Below are 14,139 nucleotides of genomic sequence, written 5' to 3' on the forward strand. Positions count from 1 at the left end.
GACACCGCCGCGGCACCACGCAGGGACGCGCGATCGCTCAGGGGGCCAGCGCGTGCTTCACGTAGGCGACCAGGGCGTTCGCGTGCCCGTGCCCGAGGCCGTGCTCGGACTTGAGCCACCCGACGACCTCCATGTGCTGGTGGTCGTCGAGCCGGTCGGCGACCAGGTCGAGCCACTCCTGCACCGGGCGGCCGTACGTCGTCTCGATGCTCGGGAAGTACGACGCCGGACCCTTCACCTTGGTGCCGTCCGCCGGGGGTGCCGGGGCGGTCACACGATGCGCTGTCATGGCGCAACGGTAGCGCTTCGTCGGCCGTCACGGAACGTCACCCAGGACACCGTTCTGTGACGCCGCGTTGCGCCGGATGGCCGGGTGTTGCGTCGCGTGGCGGGGTGTTGCGCGACCCGTTGTCGGCGCCGCCCAGGCCTCCTACGGTCGCGACATGACCGACACCACCAGGGCCCCGCAGCGGGAGGCGACCAGCGTCGACGACGGGGGTCGACCGCCCGAGGCGGGACGCGCCTCCAGGCCGACGTCCGCGACCATCGTCGCGGCCGGACACGCCGCACTCGACCGCCCCGTCGTGCCGCTGCGCCACCCGATGCGGTGGATCGCCGCGGCCCTCGTGCTCGTGGTGCTGCTGAACTTCGTCGAGACGCTGTTCACCAACGAGCAGTGGGGCTGGCCCGCCGTCGGCAAGTGGCTGTTCAGCCCCGCCGTCCTGACCGGACTGCAGCTGACGCTGACGGCGACGGCGCTGAGCGCGGTGATCAGTTTCGCCGGCGGTGTGGTCGTCGCGATCGCACGGCTGTCGCGGAACCCCGTGCTGTCCGGGCTCGCCTGGGGGTACGTCTGGCTGTTCCGGTCGGTGCCGCTCATCCTGGTGCTCGTCTTCCTGTACAATCTCGGGTCGCTGTACCCGACCATCGGCATCGGCATCCCCTTCGGGCCCCAGTTCCAGGTGCCGACCGCCAACGTCCTCGGCGACCTGGCGATCGGCGTGATCGGGCTGAGCCTCAGCGAGATCGCCTACGCGTCGGAGATCGTCCGCGCCGGCGTGCTCGCCGTCGACCACGGGCAGCACGAGGCCGCACAGGCACTGGGGCTCCCCCGCCGCCGCCAGTTCGTGCGGGTGATCCTGCCGCAGGCGCTGCGGTCGATCGTGCCGGCGTTCGTCAACCAGGTCGTCGGACTGCTGAAGGCCTCTTCGCTGCTGTTCTACGTCTCGCTGCTCGACCTGTTCGGCGTGGTGCAGAACCTGTCGAGCACCTACCCGACGGACATCATCCCGCTGCTCGTCGTCGCCACGATCTGGTACCTCGTGCTCACCAGCGCGGTGTCGATCGTGCAGTACCACGTCGAGCGGTGGACCGCCCGAGGCTCGGTCCGGGCGCTGCCGCCGACACCCTGGCAGCGGGTGCGCACCGCCGTGCGTCGCGCTTCCGGACGTGGGTCGGGACGGCCTGGAGGCCCGGATCACCCCCGGCAGGCCGCCTCCGCAGCGCGCGTGGTCGCGTCCGGCCCCGGTTCCACCATCGACGACAGGACCATCTGATGAGCGCAGCGATCAGCATCCACGGGGCCGTCAAGGCGTTCGGGGACAGCGTCGTCATCGACGGCATCGACCTGTCGCTGCCGTCCGGCAGCGTGACCGTCGTCCTCGGCCCCTCCGGTTCCGGCAAGTCCACGCTGCTCCGGGCGATCAACCACCTCGAACCGCTCGATCGCGGGATCGTCACCGTCGGCGACGAGCCCATCGGTGTCCGCCTGCGCACCGGCCGCGACGGTGTCCCCCGCTGGAAGGAGCTGCCCGAGCGGCACATCCTGCGGCAGCGGTCACGGATCGGCTTCGTGTTCCAGCACTTCAACCTGTTCCCGCACCTCACCGCGCTCGAGAACGTCGCCGAGGGGCCGATCGCCGCCGGGGTCCCCGTCACCACGGCCCGAGCGCGGGCACGGACCCTGCTCGATCGGGTCGGACTCGGCGACCGCGGCTCGGCCCGCCCCCGGCAGTTGTCCGGCGGGCAGCAGCAGCGCGTCGCCATCGCCCGGGCCCTGGCGCTCGAGCCGTCGGTGGTCCTGCTCGACGAGCCGACCTCGGCGCTGGACCCGGAGCTCGTCGGCGAGGTGCTCGGGGTCATCCGGGGGTTGGCGGACACGGGCACGACGCTCGTCATCGTCACGCACGAGATCGCCTTCGCCCGCGAGGTCGCCGACCACGTCGTGTTCCTCGACCACGGGCGGGTCGTCGAGCAGGGGCCGCCGGCCCGGGTGCTCGACCACCCGCAGCACACCCGCACGCGCGACTTCCTGTCCCGTGTCCGCTGACCCCTGATCCCCGCACGCACCCCACACCCACCCCAAGGAGAACCATGTCCACGATCACCCCGTCCCGCTGGCGCAACCGCGCCGGCTTCCTCGTCCTCGCAGCCGGCGTCGTCGTCGCCCTCGCCGGGTGCTCGGCGGGCGCTTCCGCCGACACGAGCGGCGAACCCGACGGCTCCGTCACCATCGGCGCCGCCTCGAACGGTGCGGCGAAGGAGACGACCCTCGAGGTCACCGAGGACACGAAGCTGCACGACGCGCTCCCCGCCGCCGTCCGGGAGTCCGGCAAGTTGACCATCGGCGTGGGTGCCCTGCCCGCCGGGTTCCCGCCACTCGCCTTCACGGGCGACGACCAGAAGACGATCACCGGTTCGGAGCCCGACCTCGGACGACTCGTCGCCGCGAAGCTCGGGCTGCGCGCGGACGTGCAGAACGCGACGTGGGACAACCTGTTCGTCGGCATCGACAGCGGCAAGTACGACGCCGGCTTCTCGAACGTCACGGTCACCGAGCAGCGCAAGGAGAAGTACGACTTCGCCTCGTACCGGCAGGACAACCTGGCCTTCCAGGTGCTGGCCTCGAGCTCGCTGCGCTTCGACGGCGACCCGTCCGTGCTCGCCGGGAAGACCCTGTCCGTGAGTTCCGGCACGAACCAGGAGAACATCCTGCTCGAGTGGCAGGAGGAGCTCCGGGCGAAGGGCGAGGACTTCACGATCAAGTACTACCCGGACGGCAACGCGGTCAGGCTCGCGCTCGACTCGGGCAAGATCGACGCCTACTTCGGCCCGAACCCGACGATCGCCTACCAGAACACGCAGAGCGGGAGCACCGCGAAGCCGACGAAGACCGCGGGCACGTACTCCGGCGCCGGCTCCTCGTTGCAGGGGCTCATCGCAGCGACGACGAAGCAGGGCAGCGGGATCGCGAAGCCCGTCGCGGCCGCGATCAACGAGCTCATCGAGGACGGCACCTACGCGAAGTGGCTCGCGGCCTACAACCTGTCGAACGAGGCCGTGAAGACGTCCGAGGTGAACCCCGAGGGTCTGCCGCTCGACAACAGCTGAGGTGTGCCGCGACACCCCCGTGACCGTCGTGGTCGCGGGGGTGTCGTCGGTTTCTCGCACACGCACCCGATGTGTGCGCAACGAACGACATCCCACCCGTCGAACGACAGGTGGGATGTCGGAACATGCACACGCAGCGACCTACCGGGCAGCCAGAGCGGACTCCCCCTCGGCGACACGCGCCGCCCACTCCGCGGCGAGCAGCTCGTAGGAGCGCACCCGGGCCTCGTGGTCGTGCGCGATCGTCGTGACGAGCAACTCGTCCGCTCCCGTGACCCGCCGGAGCGTCTCGAGCCGTTCCGCGACGTGTGCCGGGTCGCCGACGAACCTCGTCGCGAGCCGGTCCGCCACCGACGCGGCGGCATCGTCCGGCAGCCGAACCGCTCGAGCCTCGTCCGGGGTGGGGTACTCGATCGCCCCGACGCCGGAGCGGATCGAGTGCACCCACTCGGCGTACCCGAGCCCGAGCTCGTCCGCCTCGGCCGCGGTCGGCGCCACGAGCACGTCGGCCGACACGATCACGTGCGGCGCGTCGAGCACACCCGGGCGGAACGCGTCGCGGTAGGCCTGCACCGACGCCAGGACCGTGCCGGGCGACGTGTGGTAGTTCGCGCCGTACGGCAGCCCGAGCGCGGCGGCGATCCGGGCACTCTCGCCGCCGGTGGAGCCGTGGATCCACAGCTCGACAGCGGCACCCCCGGCCGGCGGGGCCTCGATCAGCGCGCCGTCCCGCGACCACGTGCCGGCGAACAGGCCGCGGATCAGGTCGAGTTCGCCCGCGAACCGGTCGACGTCGCCCGGCACCCGGCCGAGCAGCTCCCCCTGCAGGGCGAACCGGCTGCCCGGCTCGAAGCGGAACTCGAACGGCGCGGGGACGAGCAGGCCGTCGACGACCTGGTCGGTCCGCGGGGCGAGCGACGGCGGCTTCGGGGTGCCGGGTGCTGGCGCTCCTGAGCGGCCGAGCCCGAGGTCGATCCGGGCACCGTACAGCGCGGCGAGCGTGCCGAAGGTCTCGGCGATCTGCAACCCGCGGACGTTGCCGACCAGGGTCGCGGCGCTGCCGACCCGGATGGTCGAGGTGGCGGCGGCGACCGCACCGATGACGATCGTCGGTGCGCTGCCGGCGACCCCGGGGTTCAGGTGGTGCTCGGCCAGCCAGTACCGGGCGTACCCGGCACGTTCGGCACGCTGTGCGAGGTCGACCGTGTTCGCCAGGGCCTCGGCGGGGGTCGACCCGCTGCTCACCGGCACGAGATCGAGGACGGAGAGCGGGACCCGGCTCATGCGAGCACCCGCTGCCGGTCGAGGACCCGTCCGGGAAGGTCGAGCGTCTGCCGGAGCGTCGCCCCCTCGTCGTACGACTGCCGGTACACGCCGCGCTCCTGCAGCAGCGGGACGACCCGGTCAACGAACTCGTCGAGCCCGTACGGGTTGGTGTGCGGCACGACGACGAAGCCGTCGGTGGCGCGCTCCTGCACGTACCGGTCGATCTCGGCGGCGATGTGCGCGGGCGTGCCGACGAAGCCGCCGCGGGTCGAGACCCGGATGACCAGGTCACGGATCGACAGGTGTTCGGCCGCGGCGAGGTCGCGCCACGACTGCACCAGCGCGGGCACGTCGCGGGTGTGACGGACGCGGCCACGGGTGATGTCGGCGCCCTCGAGGTCCGGGTCGACCGAGGGCAACGGCCCGTCGACGTCGTACGACGTCAGGTCGCGGTTCCACACCTGCTCGAGGAACGCGATCGCGGTCGCCGGACTCACCTGGGCGCGGCGGATCGCCCGGGAACGTTCCTCGGCCTCGTCCGCCGTGTCACCGAGCACGAACGTCGCGCCGGGCAGGATCAGCAGCTCGTCCTTCGACCGCCCGACCCGCTCCAGGCGCTCGGTGACGTCGCCGTAGAAGCGCTGTGCGTCGTCGAACTCGGTGTGCAGCGAGAAGATGACCTCGGCGTTCGCGGCGGCGAGGTCGCGGCCCTCGTCGGAGTCGCCGGCCTGCACGATCACCGGGTGCCGCTGGGGACTGCGCGGCACCGGGAACGTGCCGGTCACGTCGAACTGCGGGCCGTGGTGGTCGACGTCGTGGATGCGGGAGCGGTCGGCGAAGGCCCCGGCGGCCAGGGCCCCGGCGGCGCCCGGCCCGGCGGCCGAGGCCACGACGGCGTCCTCCTCCCACGAGTCCCAGAGTTCGCGCGACAGCTCCACGAACTCGGCGGCCCGCGTGTACCGGTCGGCGTGGTCGAGGAACCCGCCACGGCGGAAGTTCGCACCGTGGAACGCGTCCGAGCTCGTCACGACGTTCCAGCCGGCGCGACCGTCGGTCAGGTGGTCGAGCGTGGCGAGCTGCTTCGCGAGCTCCACCGGCTCGTTGAACGTCGTCTGCAGGGTGCCGACGAGCCCGATGTGGTCGGTGACCCCGGCCAGCGCCGCGAGGATCGCGAGCGTGTTCGGGCGCCCGACGACGTCGAGGTCGTGGATGCGTCCCTTCTGCTCGCGCAACCGCAGCCCCTCGGCGAGGAACAGGAAGTCGAAGAACCCGCGCTCGGCGTTCCGGGCGAAGTGCTCGAACGACGAGAACGCGATCTGGCTCTCGGCGCGGTCGTCACTCCAGAGCGTGGTGTTGTTGACGCCCGGGAAGTGGGCGGCGAGGTGGACCTGACGCTTGGCGTTCATGCTGAGACCCCCGAAGGAACAGAATGGGTGGAGGACCGACGCGCGTACCGGCTGACCGCCGGCGCGATGCCGAGCCGCGTGCGCAGGTCGGCGGTGGGACGGGATGCCACGTCGGCGCGGAGCCCCGCGGTGACGAGCGCCGGGACGAGCTGCCGCGCGATGGCGGTGCTGTCGACCGGGATGCGCAGCGGACGGAGCCGGACGCCGGCGTACCCGAGGGCCCGCAGGTCCGCGATCAGCGACACGAGTTCCGGCACCGTCGTCGCGAGGACGGACGTGTCCGACCCCGCACCGACGGCGTACGGGGCGCCAGCGGCCGCGTCGAGCGCGGCGAGCTCGTCGGCGGCGGCGGCCGGTGACGACCCGATGAGCACCGCGAGGTCGGCGAGGACGGGACGACGGAGGTCGGATCCGGCCGCCTGCTCGGCGTCACGGACGAGTGCCAACGCTTCCCGCGCCTCCCTGCCGTCGAAGCCGGGCGTGACCAGCACGACGTCCGCAGCGTCCACGGCGAACGCGGCCGCGTCGGCGCGGTGTGCCAGCGCGAACACCGGCGGCCGCCCCTGCGGCGACCGCGGCACGATCGACGCGCCGTGCACCGAGACGAACGAACCGGAGAACGCAGCGTTGTGGATGCGGTCGCGGTCGATGAAGCGGCCGGTCGTGACGTCGCGGATGATCGCGTCGTCGTCCCAGCTGTCCCAGAGGCGGGAGACGGCTTCGGCGACCTCGCGGGCCTCGTCGAACAGCGTGGCCGCGTCGCCGCCGCCGGGTCGGCGGCCGAACAGCGCGGCCTCGCGGGTCGTCGGGCTCACCTGGATCCGCCACCCGGCTCGCCCCAGCGAGACGTGGTCGAGGGTCTGGAGGCCCGTGGCGACGTGGAACGGTTCGGTGTGCGTCACCGAGACGGTCGGCACCAGACCGATCGCGCGGGTCGCGGGGGCGACCGCGTTCGCGACGAGGAGCGCGTCGAGGCGGCCGACGACGGTCGACGTGTCGAGGCCGCCGTCGGGGTCGGTGGGGCCGGCGGTGAACGAGTCCTCGAGGGTGACGGCGTCGACTCCGAGCCGGTCCTGCTCGACGACGACGTCGCGCCAGTGCCGGAGGCTCGTGAGCCGGTGCGCTGCCGAGCCGGCGGCGCGCCAGGCGGCGGGATGCCAGCCGGCGCCCTGCAGCGCGGTGACGAGGGTGATGCGGTCGGGCACGGTCATGGGGCGACGCTAGGACGGTTCGGCCGGGCGGCGAAGCGGTGTTGCGGAACGTGACCGACGGTGTCGCCGTGTGACGCGCGGCGGGGGCGGGCCGCACGGCGGCGTCGCTCGGTGCGCACCTCGCGCCGTGCGAGGATCGCCGGATGGTCTCGTCGTTCCTGACCCACGCTGAAGTGGTGGTCGACCCCGCGGTCCCGATCGAGTCGTGGGGGCTGTCGCCCGAGGGCCGCGTCCGGGCCGCCGCCGCACACCGGCTCGCGTGGACGCCGGGCTCCCGGCGGATCGTCTCGAGCACCGAGCGCAAGGCCGTCGAGACCGCCGACCTGCTCGCCAGCGCCGTCGGACTGCCGGTCGAGCACGACCCACTGCTGGGCGAGATCGACCGGAGCGCGACCGGCTACCTGCCGCCGTCCGAGTTCGAGGCCGTCGTCGACGCGTTCTTCGCCCGACCCGAGCAGTCGGTCCGCGGCTGGGAGCGGGCGGTCGACGCCCAGGAGCGCATCGTCGCGGCCGTGCGCCGGCACTGCGCCACCGGCGACGTCATGATCGTTTCGCACGGTGCGGTCGGCGCGCTGCTCCTGGCCCACCTGCGCGGCGTCCCGATCACGCGCGCCCTCGACCAGCCCGGCATGGGCAGCGTCTTCCGCTTCGACGCGCCCGCCTGGCGGGCGACCAGCGGCTGGAGACGCGTCCCCGCGACCTGACGGGAGGCGCGGGGCGGGGCCGCCACGGGCCTCCCGTCCGTCGCCTGCGCGGCCCGAGCGCCCCGCTCGTCAGACCACGCGCGTCGCGCCCGTCACGGGGCCGGGGGCGGCGTCCTCGTCGTCGGCGTCGTGCAGGGTCCGCTCGGCCTGTCCGAGCAGGTGGTGCACGGCGAGGCCGATCGAACGGGCACCGACGACCGCGACGAGCACGCTCAGCAGCGCCAACAACACGGCGGTGGGGATCCAGGCGGACGGCAGCGCGAGTGCCCGGAACCACTCCACCGAAGCGGTGGCGACCGCGGCGGCCGGGAACACGAACGACCAGAACCCGAGCGAGAACGCCAGGCGGACGTACCGCGGCAGCAGGGCCAGCTGCACGAGGACCATCAGGACGCCGAGCCCCGCGATGGCCTGCACGGGCAGGGTGACCGCTCCGTCGGTGAGGGCGAACACCGACAGGGTGGCGACCGCCGGCGGCGCGACCAGGATCGCCATCGTCGGCACGAGCGGCCCCGGCAGCGCCGGTCGGAACGCCAGCCGGATGAGCAGCAGGCCGGTCATGACGCCCCAGAAGAACACACCGACGCCGAGGGCCGGCCAGGAGAGCCAACCGACGCCGACCTCGTGCGTGGCGACCGAGGCGACCAGGGCCGCGGCGACGGTCGGCAGCAGGTAGCCGCCGTGCACGGACTCCAGGGCGAGCCGGCCCTCGAACCAGGTGCTCAGCAGCCAGGCGGCGAACCCGGCCGCGGTGGCCACGGCGGCGAGCACGACGACCTGCCCGGCGACGGGGGCGAACCGCGCCAGGTCGACGCCGAGCAGCATCGCGGTCGCGGGCACGAGCGCGGCGATCGGCCCCTGCGCCGGGTGGCGGAGCTGGTCGACGAGCCGTTCCCCGACGCGTGCGCCCCGGACGGCGTGCGCCCCGAGCAGCCACACCGACGCGACGGCGGCGATCGCCCAGAACACCTGCGGCACCACGGCGGGCAGGTGCAGCACGGGGGCGGCGTACGACCACGTCTCGGCGAAGCCGGCGAGGCCGAACGGGACGGCGAGGGTGTTGAGCGGGATGCGGGAGGTGGGTCGTGGCATGGCTCCCCCATTCTTCCGGACGTGTCGGCTGCCCCGGTGCGCGCCCGGGGGCCGTGCGTGCTCCGCGGTCAGGCTGCGGGCAGTTGCTCGCCCGCCTCGATCGCCACGTCGAGCCGGTTCTCGGCGGGCGGCAGCGGGCAGGTCGCGTGCGGGGTGTACGCGCACGGCAGGTTCGTCGACCGGTTGAAGTCGATGCGGGTGGCACCGTCGGCATCCGGTGCGGCGATGTCGAGACTCCGGTTCGCCGCGTACGTCGTGACTCCGCTCGTGCGGTCGGTGAACAGCACGTGCAGGCCGCCGGCGTGCCCGTTGAACGCCAGGAGCGACCGCGGCCCGTCGAGGTCGAACGTCAGGACGCCGGGGGCCTCGTACACGTGCAGCAAGCCGTCGACGACGCTGCCCACGGTGACCTCGCGCGGAGTGTCGAACGGCTCGAAGTGCGCGTCCACGACGAAGTGCTCAGCGGGGGCGTACGCCGGGGTGCCGTGGTAGCCGACGCGGGTCGGGTTCGACGGGTGCCGCGGGCGCAGCAGGTCGCTGCCGCCTCGCCGCGCGACCTCGATCACCACGGTCTCGTCGCCGTCGCGCCACACCACGTTCGTGCTCGAGCGCTCGGGCAGCGGGCCGAACCGGTGCGTCCCGGTGACCTGCTGCCCGTCGACCTCGATCGTCTCGTCCTCGGCCAGTGCGACCACCGGGCCGTCCTCGTCCGTCGACCAGCTGCCCGGTGCGTCCTCGAACCGTTCCGGCGTGGCGGTGAGCCAACGGATGCTGGTGATCGCGAGGAACCCGTGCTCGCTCGCCCGGGCCTGCTCGTGGTCGTCGTGCCACGTGGTCCACGACTCGGCGAAGGTCGGTGCGGTCGTGGTGGTCGGGGTCGTGGTGGTCGGGGTGGTCGCGTTCGCCGGGGTCGTCGTGCTCATGGGTCGACCGTACGACGCGCGGACCGGGGGCGCGACGCGGAACGTAACGGGTCCGACCCCTCGTGGGAGAGTGGCACTGCAGCGCACCGCGAAGCCTCGCGCGCGGCCCCCGACTCCCGACAGTCCGCACTCATCGAGAGGAAGGCAGCGCATGCCCTTCGAGAACACCGACCGCATCCAGGCCACCACCGCCGGATCGCTCCCCCGCACCCCGGAGCTCATCGCCGCGAACGCCGCACGGCCCGTGGCCGCCGACGGCTTCACGCTCGAGACCACCGACGAGGTCCGGGCCCTGACGAGCGCGGCCGTCGACGACGTCGTCGCCCGGCAGACCGCGCTCGGCATCACGCAGCCCGGCGACGGCGAGTTCGGCAAGGCGATGTCGAACAGCGTCGACTACGGCGCCTGGTGGGGGTACTCGTTCCAGCGCGTCAGCGGCCTGAGCCTGACCGACGAGAACATCTTCTCGCAGAAGCCGGTCCGCTCGACCCCGGGGAACATCCGGCTCACGAGCTTCCCGGACCGCCGCGACTGGACGATCTTCCACGACGCCTACACCGACCCCGAGTCGGGCATCGGCACGGGCAAGAACGCCACCGCGTTCCCGACGACCACCGGCCCGATCACCTACACCGGCCACGAGGCCGCGGCCACCGACGCCGCGAACCTCAAGCACGCGGTCGAGGCCGCCGGCGCGGACAACGGCTTCATCACGGCGCTCTCCCCCGGCTCCGCCGCCCGCATCGCGAACGAGTACTACGCGACGGAGGAAGAACACATCTGGGCGTGGGCCGACGCCCTGCGCGAGGAGTACACGACGATCCTCGACGCCGGCCTCGTGCTGCAGATCGACGACCCCTCGATCGCCGAGAACTGGGACCAGATCAACCCCGAGCCGAGCATCGAGGACTACCGCGCCTTCACCCGCATCCGTGTCGAGGCGCTCAACCACGCGCTGCGGGGCCTCGACACCAGCCGCGTGCGCTTCCACCTGTGCTGGGGTTCCTGGCACGGCCCGCACACCACCGACATCGAACTCCGCCACATCGTCGACCTGATGCTCGACATCGACGCCGGCGCGTACTCGTTCGAGGCCGCGAACGCCCGCCACGAGCACGAGTGGACCGTCTGGCAGGACGTCACCCTGCCCGAGGGCAAGGTCATCGTCCCCGGTGTCGTCGGCCACGCGACGAACGTTGTCGAGCACCCCGACCTCGTCGCGCAGCGCATCGAGCGGTTCGCCTCGGTGGTCGGGCGTGAGCGCGTCATCGCCGGCACCGACTGCGGGCTCGGCGGCCGCGTGCACCCGCAGATCGCCGCGGCGAAGCTCGAGTCCCTCGGTGAGGGTGCCCGGCGCGCGAGCGCGAAGCTGTTCTAGCCGCCCGTTCCTTCCCAGAACGGCTGCGGTACCTGGCGAGATCGGGCGTACCTGCCACGAAGAACACGGGAGGTACGCCCGTTTCGGGGAGGTACGCCCGTTTCGTGCAGGTACGCCCGTTTCGTGCAGGTACGCGCGGGTTCGGACGCACGCACGGACGGACGGGAGGCACGGTGCGGGTTGGCACCGTGCCTCCCGTCCGTCAGCGGCGTCGGCCCAGGGCGACGGCCGCGACCGCGACGAGCGCTCCGGCCCACAGCACGGGGCGCGTGACGCGCCGACGCTTCGCGACCCAGCCGCCGTTCGTCGCGTTCGCGGCGTCGGCGGGGGCGTAGAGGTTCCCGTCGGTCGGGGCGCCCTCGCCACGGAGCGCGAACGTCTCCACCATCGGCTTCGTGATCTTGTGGAACAGGCCCGGGAACACGTACTGCAGCGGCACGAGCGAGGCCTGGATCCGTCCGACGAAGCGGTAGCGCTTGGGGTGCGTGGCGGCCTGCACGACGGCACGGCCGGCCCGCTCGACCGAGACGGTGGGCGGCAGCGGGTGCGAGGTCTTGCCGGTGTAGTTGGCACCGTTCTGGTAGATCGGGGTGTCGATCGTGGACGGCAGCAGCGCGGTGAACCGGATGCCGGTGCCCGCGAACTCGTCGCCGAGCACGTCGACCAGGCCGAGGGCCGCGTGCTTGCTCGTCACGTACGCCGACTGGTAGGGCGCCGAGAGCAGGGACTGGATCGAGCCGACGAGCACGTAGGTGCCCTTCCCGCGCTGCTTCCAGTGCGGCAGCAGGTGCGTGATGGCGTTGAGGTGCCCGTACAGGTTCGTGTCGACGACGCGCTTGAACGCCTCGGTGGGGGTCTGCTCGAACAGGCCGTAGACGAACAGGGCCGCGTTGCCGACGAAGACGTCGATGCGACCGAAGCGGGTCGTCACCGTGCCGATGAGGTCCTTGACCTGGTGCTCGTCGGCGACGTCCGTCGGGATCGCGGTCGCCTCGGCGCCGAGCTTCCGGCACTCGGCGGCTGCGGCCTCGAGCGAGTCCTGCCCGCGTGCGGCGAGCACGAGCGTGGCGCCCTGGCGAGCGAACTCGTGTGCGGCGGCCCTCCCGATGCCGCTCGATGCTCCGGTGATGACGACGATCTTCCCGCGGTACCGATGTCCCATGTGTCCTTGGTACCCGGCCGTGGTCCGTTCCCGCACAGCCGGGTCGTACCCCTGCACGCGGTGCGAAGATGGAGCATGCGCAAGGACGACTTGACCGTCGACGAAGCCGCGGTCATCGCCGAGCACGCCCGCTCCGGTGCCCTCGACGTCGACGACCCCGAGGTGCGGAAGGTCGTCGAGCAGGCGAACCGGGTACTGGTCCGTGCGCAGATGTGGGGCGAGGAGCGGAGCCCGAAGCTGCGGCGTCGCCGACGACTCATCGCGGTCGGGGCCCTCGTGATGGTGCTCGTCTGGGTCGCGGGACTGCTCGTGCCGCTGGCGATGCGCTTCGGCTGACGGGTCCGTCGGCGCCGGCTGCGGTGTGCGCGGGGCGGATCAATCACGGTGCGGCCCTGGTCTGACTCGTCCGGATGGTGCATGATCCGACGACCACACCACCATCGCGCTGCAGGGAGCACGACATGGACCAGCACATCGATCGACGGCGCTTCATGACGCTCGGACTCGCCGGAGCCGCGACGACCGCCCTCGGCGCGACCGCGATCGGCGCGGACGGGTCGGCGCAGGCGGCGACCACGGCGGCGGCTGCCGCCCCCGTGCTGCTCGCCGCCGACGAGTTCGACGGCCCGGCCGGCAGCGCGCCGAACCCGGGGATCTGGCGGTACGACCTGGGTGCCGGCGGCTGGGGCAACGCCGAGTTGCAGACCTACACGGACTCGCGGCGGAACGCGGCGCTCGACGGTGCCGGCAACCTCGTCATCACCGCACGCCGCGAGGCCGACGGCTCGTACTCGTCGGCCCGGCTGAAGTCCGAGAGCACCTACACCGCGCAGTACGGCCGCATCGAGGCGCGGATCCGCATCCCCCGCGGCCAGGGCATCTGGCCGGCGTTCTGGATGCTCGGCGCGGACATCGGGCGGGTCGGGTGGCCGGCGTGCGGGGAGATCGACGTGATGGAGAACGTCGGGTACGAGCCGGGGATCGTGCACGGCACGGTGCACGGGCCCGGGTACTCAGGCGCCCAGGGCATCTCGGCGGCGTACACGGCTCCGTCCGGAGCAGCGTTCGCCGACGAATTCCACGTGTACGGGGTCGACTGGCGCCCCGGCTCCATCACCTGGACGGTCGACGGTGTCGCGTACCGGACGGTCACCCGGGCCGACGTCGGCTCCGCCCCGTGGGTGTTCGACAAGCCGTTCTTCGTGATCCTCAACGTCGCGGTCGGCGGGAACTGGCCGGGATCGCCCGACGCCTCGACGCGGTTCCCGCAGCAGATGACGGTCGACTGGCTGCGGGTCCACCAGAACGGCTAGCCGGGTCGCCCACGCCGTGACCGGGCTCGTCCCCGTCAGGCCGCGCTCGTCCGCGTCAGGGACGGCGGTTCGCCCGGGCGACGAGCCACAGGTAGGTGCTGTGCCCGACCAGGGCGAGTCCGAAGAACACCGCGGCGACCGCGTAGACCCGGTCGAGCTTGCCCTGCCCGATCACGAGCATCACGACGCAGAACGCGACGGCGACCGCGAGGACACCGACCTGCACGGTCGACCAGATCCGTCGGAAGCGCGGCATGCCCGTCTCGTTCACGCCACCCATTCTGCCCGATGCCG

15 protein-coding genes are annotated in these 14,139 nt (G+C 72.5%); 7 read left to right on the top strand and 8 right to left on the bottom strand.

The window, feature by feature from the left end:
• Positions 1-37: 37 nt before the first annotated feature.
• Positions 38-289 (bottom strand): DUF4287 domain-containing protein, encoded by a 252-nt coding sequence (locus DEJ35_RS13150; RefSeq protein WP_110862214.1) that lies wholly within the window; start codon positions 287-289, stop codon positions 38-40.
• Between the two features lie 154 nt (positions 290-443).
• Between DEJ35_RS13150 and DEJ35_RS13155 the strand changes: the two genes are divergently transcribed.
• The 3 genes from DEJ35_RS13155 to DEJ35_RS13165 are packed head-to-tail and all read left to right on the top strand — an operon-like array spanning position 444 to position 3,390.
• Positions 444-1,556: an amino acid ABC transporter permease gene (locus DEJ35_RS13155; RefSeq protein ID WP_110862211.1), complete on the top strand. Its 1,113-nt coding sequence runs from the start codon at positions 444-446 to the stop codon at positions 1,554-1,556.
• Positions 1,556-2,329: an amino acid ABC transporter ATP-binding protein gene (locus tag DEJ35_RS13160; RefSeq protein ID WP_110862209.1), complete on the top strand. Its 774-nt coding sequence runs from the start codon at positions 1,556-1,558 to the stop codon at positions 2,327-2,329. Before DEJ35_RS13155 ends, DEJ35_RS13160 begins: the two co-directional genes overlap by 1 nt.
• Before the next feature lie 44 nt (positions 2,330-2,373).
• On the top strand, positions 2,374-3,390 hold the full coding sequence (locus DEJ35_RS13165; RefSeq protein WP_110862207.1) for a transporter substrate-binding domain-containing protein: 1,017 nt from the start codon (positions 2,374-2,376) through the stop codon (positions 3,388-3,390).
• A gap of 141 nt (positions 3,391-3,531) precedes the next feature.
• On the opposite strand, the gene DEJ35_RS13170 is transcribed toward DEJ35_RS13165, so the two are convergent.
• From DEJ35_RS13170 to DEJ35_RS13180, 3 genes are read right to left on the bottom strand one after another with little or no spacing between them, the layout of a single operon-like run.
• A complete protein-coding gene (locus DEJ35_RS13170) occupies positions 3,532-4,674 on the bottom strand; it encodes an LLM class flavin-dependent oxidoreductase (RefSeq protein ID WP_110862205.1) in 1,143 nt (380 codons plus the stop codon).
• The gene (locus tag DEJ35_RS13175; protein WP_111192903.1) at positions 4,671-6,062 is read right to left on the bottom strand and encodes an NtaA/DmoA family FMN-dependent monooxygenase; all 1,392 of its coding nucleotides are present in this window, start codon (positions 6,060-6,062) and stop codon (positions 4,671-4,673) included. Before DEJ35_RS13175 ends, DEJ35_RS13170 begins: the two co-directional genes overlap by 4 nt.
• Entirely contained in the window at positions 6,059-7,273 is a 1,215-nt protein-coding gene (locus tag DEJ35_RS13180; RefSeq protein WP_111192904.1) for an LLM class flavin-dependent oxidoreductase, read from the bottom strand. The genes DEJ35_RS13175 and DEJ35_RS13180 overlap by 4 nt, the downstream gene beginning before the upstream one ends.
• A 143-nt stretch (positions 7,274-7,416) precedes the next feature.
• Between DEJ35_RS13180 and DEJ35_RS13185 the strand changes: the two genes are divergently transcribed.
• Complete coding sequence (locus DEJ35_RS13185; protein ID WP_111192905.1) at positions 7,417-7,977, top strand: histidine phosphatase family protein; 561 nt, start codon at positions 7,417-7,419, stop codon at positions 7,975-7,977.
• Positions 7,978-8,046: 69 nt separating this feature from the next.
• On the opposite strand, the gene DEJ35_RS13190 is transcribed toward DEJ35_RS13185, so the two are convergent.
• Both DEJ35_RS13190 and DEJ35_RS13195 read right to left on the bottom strand, forming a co-directional pair.
• On the bottom strand, positions 8,047-9,069 hold the full coding sequence (locus tag DEJ35_RS13190; protein WP_110862197.1) for a transporter: 1,023 nt from the start codon (positions 9,067-9,069) through the stop codon (positions 8,047-8,049).
• A 68-nt stretch (positions 9,070-9,137) separates the two neighbouring features.
• Positions 9,138-9,992 (bottom strand): DUF1684 domain-containing protein, encoded by an 855-nt coding sequence (locus tag DEJ35_RS13195; RefSeq protein ID WP_220036900.1) that lies wholly within the window; start codon positions 9,990-9,992, stop codon positions 9,138-9,140.
• 151 nt (positions 9,993-10,143) lie between these two features.
• Here DEJ35_RS13195 and DEJ35_RS13200 point away from each other — a divergent pair, with 151 nt between their 5' ends.
• Complete coding sequence (locus DEJ35_RS13200; RefSeq protein WP_111192906.1) at positions 10,144-11,370, top strand: cobalamin-independent methionine synthase II family protein; 1,227 nt, start codon at positions 10,144-10,146, stop codon at positions 11,368-11,370.
• A gap of 202 nt (positions 11,371-11,572) precedes the next feature.
• Here the strand turns inward: DEJ35_RS13200 and DEJ35_RS13205 are convergent, their stop codons facing one another.
• On the bottom strand, positions 11,573-12,532 hold the full coding sequence (locus DEJ35_RS13205; RefSeq protein WP_110862192.1) for an SDR family oxidoreductase: 960 nt from the start codon (positions 12,530-12,532) through the stop codon (positions 11,573-11,575).
• A 75-nt stretch (positions 12,533-12,607) separates the two neighbouring features.
• Here DEJ35_RS13205 and DEJ35_RS13210 point away from each other — a divergent pair, with 75 nt between their 5' ends.
• Both DEJ35_RS13210 and DEJ35_RS13215 read left to right on the top strand, forming a co-directional pair.
• Entirely contained in the window at positions 12,608-12,868 is a 261-nt protein-coding gene (locus DEJ35_RS13210; RefSeq protein ID WP_110862190.1) for a hypothetical protein, read from the top strand.
• A 125-nt stretch (positions 12,869-12,993) separates the two neighbouring features.
• Positions 12,994-13,845: a family 16 glycosylhydrolase gene (locus DEJ35_RS13215; protein WP_181435582.1), complete on the top strand. Its 852-nt coding sequence runs from the start codon at positions 12,994-12,996 to the stop codon at positions 13,843-13,845.
• Positions 13,846-13,900: 55 nt separating this feature from the next.
• Here DEJ35_RS13215 and DEJ35_RS13220 read toward each other — a convergent pair whose 3' ends face one another.
• Positions 13,901-14,116 (bottom strand): hypothetical protein, encoded by a 216-nt coding sequence (locus tag DEJ35_RS13220; protein WP_146244801.1) that lies wholly within the window; start codon positions 14,114-14,116, stop codon positions 13,901-13,903.
• Positions 14,117-14,139 lie beyond the last annotated feature (23 nt).

The organism is Curtobacterium sp. MCPF17_051 (assembly GCF_003234595.1).
GTDB classification, from domain to species: Bacteria; Actinomycetota; Actinomycetes; order Actinomycetales; family Microbacteriaceae; genus Curtobacterium; species Curtobacterium flaccumfaciens.

What these genes read in the sequence shown, in the direction of transcription:
- DEJ35_RS13150 (WP_110862214.1), bottom strand. Translation starts at nt 289, where the DNA reads ATGACAGCGCATCGTGTGACCGCCCCGGCACCCCCGGCGGACGGCACC.
- DEJ35_RS13155 (WP_110862211.1), top strand. Translation starts at nt 444, where the DNA reads ATGACCGACACCACCAGGGCCCCGCAGCGGGAGGCGACCAGCGTCGAC.
- DEJ35_RS13160 (WP_110862209.1), top strand. Translation starts at nt 1,556, where the DNA reads ATGAGCGCAGCGATCAGCATCCACGGGGCCGTCAAGGCGTTCGGGGAC.
- DEJ35_RS13165 (WP_110862207.1), top strand. Translation starts at nt 2,374, where the DNA reads ATGTCCACGATCACCCCGTCCCGCTGGCGCAACCGCGCCGGCTTCCTC.
- DEJ35_RS13170 (WP_110862205.1), bottom strand. Translation starts at nt 4,674, where the DNA reads ATGAGCCGGGTCCCGCTCTCCGTCCTCGATCTCGTGCCGGTGAGCAGC.
- DEJ35_RS13175 (WP_111192903.1), bottom strand. Translation starts at nt 6,062, where the DNA reads ATGAACGCCAAGCGTCAGGTCCACCTCGCCGCCCACTTCCCGGGCGTC.
- DEJ35_RS13180 (WP_111192904.1), bottom strand. Translation starts at nt 7,273, where the DNA reads ATGACCGTGCCCGACCGCATCACCCTCGTCACCGCGCTGCAGGGCGCC.
- DEJ35_RS13185 (WP_111192905.1), top strand. Translation starts at nt 7,417, where the DNA reads ATGGTCTCGTCGTTCCTGACCCACGCTGAAGTGGTGGTCGACCCCGCG.
- DEJ35_RS13190 (WP_110862197.1), bottom strand. Translation starts at nt 9,069, where the DNA reads ATGCCACGACCCACCTCCCGCATCCCGCTCAACACCCTCGCCGTCCCG.
- DEJ35_RS13195 (WP_220036900.1), bottom strand. Translation starts at nt 9,992, where the DNA reads ATGAGCACGACGACCCCGGCGAACGCGACCACCCCGACCACCACGACC.
- DEJ35_RS13200 (WP_111192906.1), top strand. Translation starts at nt 10,144, where the DNA reads ATGCCCTTCGAGAACACCGACCGCATCCAGGCCACCACCGCCGGATCG.
- DEJ35_RS13205 (WP_110862192.1), bottom strand. Translation starts at nt 12,532, where the DNA reads ATGGGACATCGGTACCGCGGGAAGATCGTCGTCATCACCGGAGCATCG.
- DEJ35_RS13210 (WP_110862190.1), top strand. Translation starts at nt 12,608, where the DNA reads ATGCGCAAGGACGACTTGACCGTCGACGAAGCCGCGGTCATCGCCGAG.
- DEJ35_RS13215 (WP_181435582.1), top strand. Translation starts at nt 12,994, where the DNA reads ATGGACCAGCACATCGATCGACGGCGCTTCATGACGCTCGGACTCGCC.